The 2,183-nt window shown below is 65.7% G+C and carries 1 protein-coding gene; it reads right to left on the reverse strand.

From position 1 onward, the window contains the following. Nucleotides 1–2,183, reverse strand: a 2,183-nt coding sequence (locus AB0O97_RS20200; protein WP_363885052.1) for a Tn3 family transposase, incomplete at both ends; no start/stop codon positions are given.

The raw sequence follows: 2,183 nt of genomic DNA on the forward strand, positions 1-2,183 counted from the left end.
CCCCTCCTGCCGTGGAAGATGAGTCTGGCCAGGGCATGCCGGGATTCCTGCACAGTCAACTGGGTATGGATTTGCCGGCGGTACCCCTCATCGGCATCGATGAAGTCCAACAGATGCTCGGTCTTGGCAATCCTCCCGTACTCCGCCAACGCCTTCCCGAGCAGCGTCGGTGCCCCGCCTCCCTGGGTGACCCGCAGGACTTCCGAGGCACGCACGGTCCCGGCAGTCAGGGACCCGGCAAGGCGGAGCATGTCCGGCCAGTTCGACGTGATGAGATCCAGGTTGATGCGGTTGCGGCCGGCCACCGCGTTCAGCTTCCCATAATCCGCCGTGGCGTCGATGCGCCAGAACCGTTGGTCCGGCAACCCGGCCAGTCGGGGTGAGAACCGATATCCGAGCAGCGTGAAAAGCCCGAAGACCTGGTCCGAGTAGGAGGCCGTGTCAGTGGCGACCATCTCGGGGCGTTGGCCGCCGTCAAGATCGAGCAGCCCATCGAGAATGTGCAGGGAATCGCGGACCGTTCCCGGAACCACGACGGCGCCCAGGCCGGAGACCTGGTCGTTGAGATAGTTCAGCCAGGTCAGGCCGCGGCCCTGGCCGAAGTAGCGCGGATTCGCCCCGGCATTGACGGTGGCCACCGGCACCACGAACCGCATCCCGTCGACGGACGCCAGCAGGCCTGTGCCCCAGCGTTGCGCGAGTCCGAGACCGGACTGGGCCTTGATCAGGCGGGCGTTGGCCGCGCGCAGCGTATCGGCACGCACATAGTTTTGGTCGACGTGGCTCAGGCGTCCACGTGTCAGGGCGGGGTGGCCATCCCTTACCACCGGTGTGAGTCCGACGTTGCAGGCCTCGGCCACCAGGAGGGCTGCGACCGAGACGCTGAGCTGGCCCATCCTCGCGGAGGCCTCCGAGACGTGGCTGAATTCCGAGAGGAACCCCGTCCAGGAATGCACTTCCAGCAGCACATCGGGCAGGTCCACCCGCGGCAGCATCCCGGAGACCAGCCCCCGCAACTGCGTCAGGGACTCCGGGACCGTTTTGGCCTCCAGGGGTGAGAGGTGGACTTTGCCGGCATCATCAATCCGTACCGTTGGATTGTCGGCCAACTGCTCAGCCACCGCACGATATCGGGCATCAAGGCGGTGGCGCACACCAGCCAGATGCTCCGTTGGCTCTTCCGGCAGCTGGAGTGCCCTCAAGGTCTCTTTTTTGGTGGCCTGCCACGCCGGATCGGTCAGCAACCGCGCCCGAGGGTCTCCCCAGCGCCGCCCGCCCACCACGAAGATGTCCCGGCGCCGCAGCGCCTTGTGGACGGCCACCGTCACTGCCACCGTGTAGGCCTTGCGGTCGATTTCCTCCGAAGCCGTGACAAGGCGATGCCAAGTTGGAGAGAGTACGGACAGATCAACCTCGGCAGGGTCTTTCTTGCGGCCGTCCAGAACCTCCGGAAGCGCTGTCAGTGCCGCCAACGTTGGCGTCCCGCCCACGGTGGCCCCGAAGGGTGCCGCGGTGGCCAACGCCGGCAGGAACGAGCGCACGGTGGCGAACCGGCGCAGCATCTCGGCCGCGGTGTCAGCCTCGGCACCGTCGGGATTCACCACTTCGTTCACCACCTCCAGCGCGGCGCGTAGCTCGGACAAGGAAACCTGATCGGCCAGCACCGAGGCGGCCTCTGCGCCGGAATACTCCGTGTTGTCCAACACCTCGACCAGCGTTTTCGCGGCCTTCGCCAATTGCAGTGAGGCCTTGGACAAACGGGGCAGGGACTTCAACCGAGCCGCACTGGATTCCCTGGTTGCCTTGCGCAGAACGCGTTCGGTAACAATGGCATCCAGAGCATCACACAAATCATCGGCAACCTCCGACGTCAATGCGCGCACGGCACAAAGCAGTGTCGCACCCCGGCGCTGTCCCGATAGTCCTCGAAGCGATGAGGCCTTGCCCGCCAACCCGTAGCGGGCCAGGGCATTCATCCGGCCCTCGGGGACCATCTCCACATCGATGGACCCGGCACCCAATGCCCGCAAGAGAACCAGCCGCTCCAACTGCCGCAACAACTCCGGCACCGATACCCTCGCCGGTCCGGTTCGCAGCCGCTCCCACGCAGTCAGCCTTGATCCCTCCTCAACGCGGAGCAGGCTTTCCAGTTCCAGAATCAACGCGGGGCCGGCAGCGTCAAT

It is taken from the genome of Specibacter sp. NPDC078692, from assembly GCF_040686835.1.
Taxonomy (GTDB): Bacteria; Actinomycetota; Actinomycetes; order Actinomycetales; family Micrococcaceae; genus Specibacter.